General features: G+C 24.5%; 5 protein-coding genes and 1 pseudogene. 1 reads left to right on the top strand and 5 read right to left on the bottom strand.

Translation table 11 applies throughout. The annotated features are described in order from the left end of the window. Window positions 1–603: 603 nt before the first annotated feature. The 3 genes and pseudogenes from NNC19_RS23000 to NNC19_RS23010 all read right to left on the bottom strand — a co-directional run. Window positions 604–1,029 (bottom strand): hypothetical protein, encoded by a 426-nt coding sequence (locus NNC19_RS23000; RefSeq protein WP_310941028.1) that lies wholly within the window; start codon window positions 1,027–1,029, stop codon window positions 604–606. A gap of 83 nt (window positions 1,030–1,112) precedes the next feature. Beyond that, window positions 1,113–1,241 (bottom strand): hypothetical protein, encoded by a 129-nt coding sequence (locus tag NNC19_RS23005; RefSeq protein WP_310941029.1) that lies wholly within the window; start codon window positions 1,239–1,241, stop codon window positions 1,113–1,115. A 296-nt stretch (window positions 1,242–1,537) separates the two neighbouring features. Then, window positions 1,538–2,077: pseudogene (locus NNC19_RS23010) on the bottom strand (FAD-dependent oxidoreductase); the annotation flags it as partial. On the opposite strand from NNC19_RS23010, the gene NNC19_RS23015 reads away from it, so the two are divergent. After that, on the top strand, window positions 2,042–2,308 hold the full coding sequence (locus tag NNC19_RS23015; RefSeq protein WP_310941030.1) for a helix-turn-helix transcriptional regulator: 267 nt from the start codon (window positions 2,042–2,044) through the stop codon (window positions 2,306–2,308). The pseudogene NNC19_RS23010 and the gene NNC19_RS23015 overlap by 36 nt on opposite strands. 1,340 nt (window positions 2,309–3,648) lie before the next feature. Here the strand turns inward: NNC19_RS23015 and NNC19_RS23020 are convergent. Beyond that, window positions 3,649–5,637, bottom strand: coding sequence for a DUF4041 domain-containing protein (locus tag NNC19_RS23020; RefSeq protein WP_310941031.1), 1,989 nt, complete (start codon window positions 5,635–5,637; stop codon window positions 3,649–3,651). Window positions 5,638–6,761: 1,124 nt separating this feature from the next. Continuing rightward, a complete protein-coding gene (locus NNC19_RS23025) occupies window positions 6,762–7,097 on the bottom strand; it encodes a hypothetical protein (RefSeq protein WP_310941032.1) in 336 nt (111 codons plus the stop codon). Between the last annotated feature and the right edge of the window lie 122 nt (window positions 7,098–7,219).

A 7,219-nucleotide genomic window follows, 5' to 3' on the forward strand; every position in this document is an offset into this window, starting at 1 on the left:
ACCTGGTTGTACCTTATCTATAGCTTGTTGTAAAGTCATAGACCCATTTGGTTCAATAGTAATGTCTCCAGATGTAGCTGCGCTAGCTTTTATCGGTGCTCCCCATAATGAGAATGCTAATGCTGCAACTGCAAGAATTGAAATAACTTTCTTTTTCATTTGATATTCACTCCTTAAATATAATTTTAAAAGTTAATAATAACTTTATAAATAGGTTAAAATTAACCCTATAACCAGGTTATCATAATACATATATAATTTGAACATAGTTTTCTTGAAAGTCTATAATTTACTCTTGAAACTAAGATTTGTATATATATTTTTACTTTTTAAGATTAAATTTTAGGTATTTAACTCAGAATAAGTTTCTATTTTATTCTTTTCATCCATGATTCAATAGATTGACTTGCTAATATTTTTTGTAACCTTATCATTTCTACCCTTGTTCCAGTAAGAATTATTTCTGACGCTTCTTTTTATGTTAAATTCTAATTCTAAAATTTTAGCTATTAAAGAAAATTTGTCAGAATGTAATTGTTTTTCTTTAAAAGATGAAATCGATGCTTTTACTTTAATATAAATGTCTCTGAACTATTAAATGTATCATATAATCTTATCTTTTAATTTTATAAGAAAATCTTCAAATATTTTTCTAGTAACATCTCCACACATAGGTAGTAACTTTTTGACTTTTTCAATCAATATCTTATCCTTAGATATTGATTCTATATTTTCTGAATTAACAATACATCTTAAAGAATCAATACATCCTTCAAATAACGCTTCATTATCTAAATTAGAAAGAATAATTAGACATTTTATTATATTTTCATCATTTATATTACTATCTACACAATATGCAAATCTAATCTGCCATTCCACAGATTTTAGAAGAATATCACTAAGTAATTTTTCCCAATCATTATCATTAAATTCTTCCAACATCTCTCTTGCAATTTCAAATCCATCATCATACCAGGAATCCTCTGTAAAAAATCCTGATAGATACTTATCTAATTCTGTATACATATAAATTCTCCTTAAATTTTAAAGTATCATATTTTCAATTTTTATTATAAATGTCATTATGATTTTTGCACAAATATGCCAACTTAATTATTTTCTAACCTTCTTATCGAAATAGTTACACTATTCATATTTAATATTTCTTCTAATCTTTGCATTTCTATTCTTGTACCTATTAATACTATCCCTGGAATTAACTTTCGTAATTTGGCCATTTCATTTAAATTAGATTTATAAATACACTTATGCTAAATGATTTAATATTTATAAACCTAATATGAAAAAGTATGTCTTATATTAAAATTCACTATTATTCTTTATAACCTTATTAAACATTTCAACTATATATTTTTTATTTTCAATTCTATCGTTTGCTTAATAATTTAGGTTCCCATACAATATTCATATTTTACATAGTTAACCCCATTTTGTAAATAGAACTAATTTTCAACTATATATGAAAAATACTGACCAAAGCCAGTATTTTTCATATTAATTAAATTTAAAACTTTTAACATAATCTATCATCAAATATTCCATCTAAATTCAACTTACTTATTCTCTTCTTAATCTCCCTAATATCCATAGTATAAAGTCCAAGCTCCTGCATCCTCTTAAAGTAACCAGCTCCTGCAAAGGTATATCTTTCTTTTCTTCCTTCTCTTGTTTCAGATTTCTCATTTTCATAGGATATTATATCTCCTATAGCAATGGAATTTGGAAGAATTAAAAGAGATAATCCCATCATCAGTCTAACTGCATTATGACCTGCTAAAGTTCCTGTACATATAGCTTCTGTATGACCAACAAATAATCCACTCTTTTCCCCTGCACAGAACAAATTATCTACCCCTACTACTTTCATATCATTTGTTCTAGGAGCAACTGAAAGGTATCTTATAGAATTTCCTTTACTTCCAGCATAAGGATCAATATATTTTACATGTTCTAATCCTTTTATTTTTCTTAATTTATGAAGAGGGTAATAAGTTGTCATCAATTTTGCATGTCCTATGTGAACAATACTGCAACATTCAGAGAAGTATTTGAGGATGTTAATAATCCTACAGATACAATACATAATAACCTACCTGCAAATAACCTTGCAGAGAAAATACATAAACTTAGATTGATGAATGGCTTAACCAAAAGGCAGCTTGCCATTAATGCCCATATTGGATATTCATCAATTTGTAAATATGAGAATGGTCATAAAATATGTAAAGATAATTTAATGAAACTCTGTAACTACTTCAATTTGGATCTAATTTATTTTCAATAAATTAATTAACTGGATCATAATTGAGATCCAGTTAATTTTCCCCTTCTTTCTTTTTCTTTTTTATAATTAATACAACTCTCTTTGTTTTTGTTTTGCCCTTGTTCATTAATTCCCTACACCCCTGAATTTATTTCCCCCATTAATGATTAATTTTTTAACTTATTTCTTTTATTACAAATTAAACCCCTAATAATTTGTAAGATCTATTACTTTATTGGCTTCTATCTTAGGTTTATCGATTTTATTTTTACTAACATTTCCTCCTAAAACAAATTCTTTAAATCGATTTCAAAAGCCTATAAGTTATATTTACAAGATAATTTTACCATAAGAAAAGGTAAATACCATCTAAAAACTTTCGACCTAATATGAGGATACAGCTTTTAATATTCATGTATAATAAAGTGATATTGGATAAAAAGCTGTCTAACCAAATCACGATTAGCTGAAATTTTAAGAAAAAGTAAAAGTTATGTTAATAAATTAGGAACTTGTCTAAATACTTATGCCTAAACAGTTAAATTAATTTTAAAATTAGCAAAGAATTAAGATTTGATTCAGTAAAATTTTTTATATTTTAAGGATCAAGATTGAATCTTGGTCCTTAAAAATATTATTTACAGGCTCGCTAATCCATAAATCTTTTTCTATAAACCTCTCCCCAAAATCGCTATGTCATCATTATAGGCAATAAAAAGTCTTAAACTGAGTAAAGGTTTTGAAAGTCTCAAATTTGATAAACTATATAAAATTAAAAAAGGGAATTAGATACATCCAATCCCATTAAGTGCAGTCCAAAGTTATCTACTTAAATCTATTTATCTTTTTAATTACCTAAGTTTCATACAAACGAAACTTTAGTGTTTTCCATTAAAAGGTAACAGGTAATTGCAAGCCTTCAAGTATAATTTTCTTACCACTAAAAATTAAGAAATGCAAATATTATTCTATGAATAATTTTAACTTTACTGAAGATAACTGTAAAGAAGAAACTACTTCCTCTTGGTTAGTTTCAGTAATGCAATAGCTTAAAATGGAGGAAGTAAAATACTCCATATATCCAAAACTTATTGTCACTACAAGGTTTATAGTAATGTGGTACAAAACAACTAACGATATGAATGACAACTTGGTGGTGAAAAACTTTCACTCTGATTGATACTGTTTCGAATCAATCACAGACTGATGAACTTATCAGATGATTTTATCAAGAGAGCATAATTCCTTTTGTTCCCTTTATTGTTTCTAAAACTAAATCTATAATAAAAATTTATCCTATTCATATATTATTTATTATTATTTATAAAGAAACATTATAAATCTACAGTAACTTTCATAATTTATATTCTTTTACATTCTTTTAATTTCATTGATTCCCTATATTGTTGTGCTTCTGGAACTTTTATGAAATCTACAGACTTATCATAATTTGCTTTTACTACATCTTCAATTTCTTCTATAGATACTTTAAAAAATTCTTTTCTTCCATTAACAACATTTATTTTTTTGTCTTCAAATGCTTTATGAATTACATTTTCCAGTTTAGGTGCATCATCTGAAAAAATCATAGCATGCACATCAAATTTAAAAGGAACAGATGCACTACTTAATTCATCAATTCTATCTTGTGGTTCAAGTCTACGTGTCATTCCTATTTTATACACATCTTCTCCAAATGCGCCAATATTCGATATAATATAAACATATCCTGCTCTATAATTTGCCTCTCTATAATCAACTTCTTCTAGTGCTTTATATACATCATTTAAATTATTTTCAACATCAGCTTTCTTCTCAGTTAACACTTCTAATCGAGTTTCACTTTTTTCATTTTTTATTTGTTCATCAAGATTTTTCATTACATTATTATAGTGCATTTTTTCTTTTTCTAGTTCTCTTCTTTTATCTTCAATTTCCTTCTGTAATTTTTCTTCTTCTCTTTTGGCTTCTCTTAAAGTTCTTGCTTGTTCTTTCTCTTCTTGCTTTTTTACATTATATTCATATACCAAATCTAATTCTTGATATTTCAAATTCAGATACTCTTTAGATATTTCAATGCCATTTCTTTTATTCATTTTATTTAATGTATTATATGATTTTTCAATTCTGTTCTTTATACTATCTAAATTATTAAATTTAACTTTATTTATTATAGCTTCACACTCACCATTAAAACATCTTATTATTTGTTTAACATTATCACCATGTAATTTAACCTCTTTATTTATATTACTATCAATTCCCCAATAACTTAAATTACATGTTGCTGTTTTAGATTTTATCATTCTTTTCTGTTCATCACGTATTAATAACAATTTATTTTTATATTGCTCAGAAGTTAGAAAATTATATAATGGAATATATATACCAAAACTTTGATATAAAATTTCATCATCAAGTACAATAATTTGCTCTTTTAACTCCTCAATATGGTTAATAAGTTTTTCAACTTCATACTCCTTACCTTTAATAATTTCTTCTATTATTTTTTTATCATCTTCTAATTTTCCTATATATTTTTTATTATTTCTTATTTTATAATAATCTTTATCATTTAATATCTCTTTATATTCACTGATCTTAGTATTTAAAAAATTTTTTTCAATAATATATCTTTTGCTAAGATCTTTTTCAAAAATAATCTTCTCCTCAATTTTTCGAATTTTGCCTTTTAATCTACTTATTTCATTATCTTTACTTATCCCATCATTTTTATATTTTTCATTTTCAAATTTCAAATTTTTATTTTGATTCAAAATTTCTTGAATATTATCTTTTGCTCCTTGAATTTCATCTTTAAATCTGCTTATTTCATTATTTTTACTTACCTCATCATTTTTATATTTTTCATTTTCAAATTTCAAATTTTTATTTTGTCCTAAAATTTCCTGAATACTCTCTTTTACTTCTTGAATTTCATCTTTAAATCTAGCTATTTCATTATCTTTAAATATACTTTCTTCTTTAATTTTTTCACTTTTCAATTTTAAATTTTTATTTTGCAAAGATTTTTTTTTATACTTTTCCTTACTTGTGTGAAGATCTGCCTCTAATTTAACTATATTAATTCTATTTTCTTCAATATTCTTTCTATATTTATTTACAATATTTTCAATCTTCATTTCTAATTCAATTATTTTATTTTGATTATCTAATACTTCTTTTTTAATCTTTTCATTTTCTAATTTCAAATTTCTATTTTTAATATCTATTTTTATTGATTTATCTTTTTCAATTTCAATCTGTTTCTTATAATCAGCATTTTGATTCTCTAAACTTTTAATCTTTTCTTTAAAATCTTTTACTTTAAATAGATCACTAACCCCCATACATCCACCCCTATTATTTAGTTCTCAACTTATACTTTAGAATCACTTAAAATCTTTCTAATAAATATATTATAATCAATTACTTCTACTAAAATCTATTTTTTTATATATTCCTTGATTAAATAGAAATATGTTTTAGATTAATTAAACTTATTTTATTTATTGGGTAGCTTAGATATATATTATGAAAGGCTTGTCACTTGCCTAATATAAAGCAAATCCAAGCCTTTAATTTTTATATGTATAAATAGCTATCCTACCTCTTCTTTTCTATTTACCAATGAATTTATATATAATATCAATACTTTATATTTTTAGATTTAATATTTTACTTCTTTTAATAACTAGAATTATATCTGTTAATCATATTACTATACCCTATATCCCTGATACTAATAATACCTTGAGCATCTAATCCCACATCCAAAATAGTCAGATTTAATGTTGGAAATTGTATTGGAGATATTGACCTTGGAATAAAGCTTTCTTAAATTGATATATTAAGAAAATTAGTTGCATATTTTAAACTTGATACAAAATATTTTTTTGACATCTATTTAGAGGAAACTGATAATACTAAAGATAAATTATTAAGCTATAGAAAATTACATAACTTAACAATAAGACAAATATGTAATCTAACTTTAAAAAGCCAAAGATAAATTTAAGAATATTTTTAGATTTTATATATTTAAAAATTATACCTATACTCTCCTTAGTGTATTGCCACCTATGAAGATAATATAAAATTCACCTTAGATACAACCCATAAAAAGTATAAGAGTCCTATACACCTTCTTTGGTGATGATATTAAAGTAGTTTCTTATTCAAGATATGTTCTTTCTAATTGTAATGAAAAAATAATATTACTACACAACTTTTTTAAAAATTATAATCTAAATTCAAGGAGCTAGGGATAATTTCCTAACTCTTACCTATATTACTACTAACTTTTATTCAACATTTCATTTTCATGTACTATAACTTTTTATTATAATGAGAAGTTTTATATATAATCAATAACTACTCTTAGTGCTTGTACTTGCATCCTTCATTAAAATTATACATCATTGCAAATTGGAATTTATTAATTTATTATCTATATCTATACTCCTTATTTATTTTAAGTTTCAATTATTATTCTTAGCATATCCATTAGAACGTCTTGTACATCTTTGCATTCTTTCCCATCACTATCAACAAATTTATTTATTCCTTGAGAAAAGAAATGCTCTAACTCAATTTTACTATCACCAGAAATATTACTGATACTTATTAAAAATTTAAATACAGTTTCAGAAAAAATAATTAACTTCGAAATTTGCACTCCCCAATAATGATTATAATATACCAAACCATTTTCAGTTGAAAAAAACTCATCTTGTTCATTCTCATATTCTTTATCTAAGGCATCAGCAGTCATAACCTTAAATGTTAAATCTTTCTTATCACCAAACACAACACAAGTAGCACCATCATGTATTATAAAATCTCTTTCTATCCTAATATTCTCGTATAATGTAGTTAAGATAAAAGAGAGAGAAATACAATTATCTTATACATATGTTATACGAAATTTCT

The sequence above is a fragment of the Clostridium sp. SHJSY1 genome, from assembly GCF_031626875.1.
Classification (GTDB): Bacteria; Bacillota; Clostridia; order Clostridiales; family Clostridiaceae; genus Clostridium.

Bases quoted from the DNA above. Each gene is read 5' to 3' on its own strand.
- NNC19_RS23000 (WP_310941028.1), bottom strand. From the start codon at position 1,029: ATGTATACAGAATTAGATAAGTATCTATCAGGATTTTTTACAGAGGAT.
- NNC19_RS23005 (WP_310941029.1), bottom strand. From the start codon at position 1,241: ATGGCCAAATTACGAAAGTTAATTCCAGGGATAGTATTAATAGGTACA.
- NNC19_RS23020 (WP_310941031.1), bottom strand. From the start codon at position 5,637: ATGGGGGTTAGTGATCTATTTAAAGTAAAAGATTTTAAAGAAAAGATT.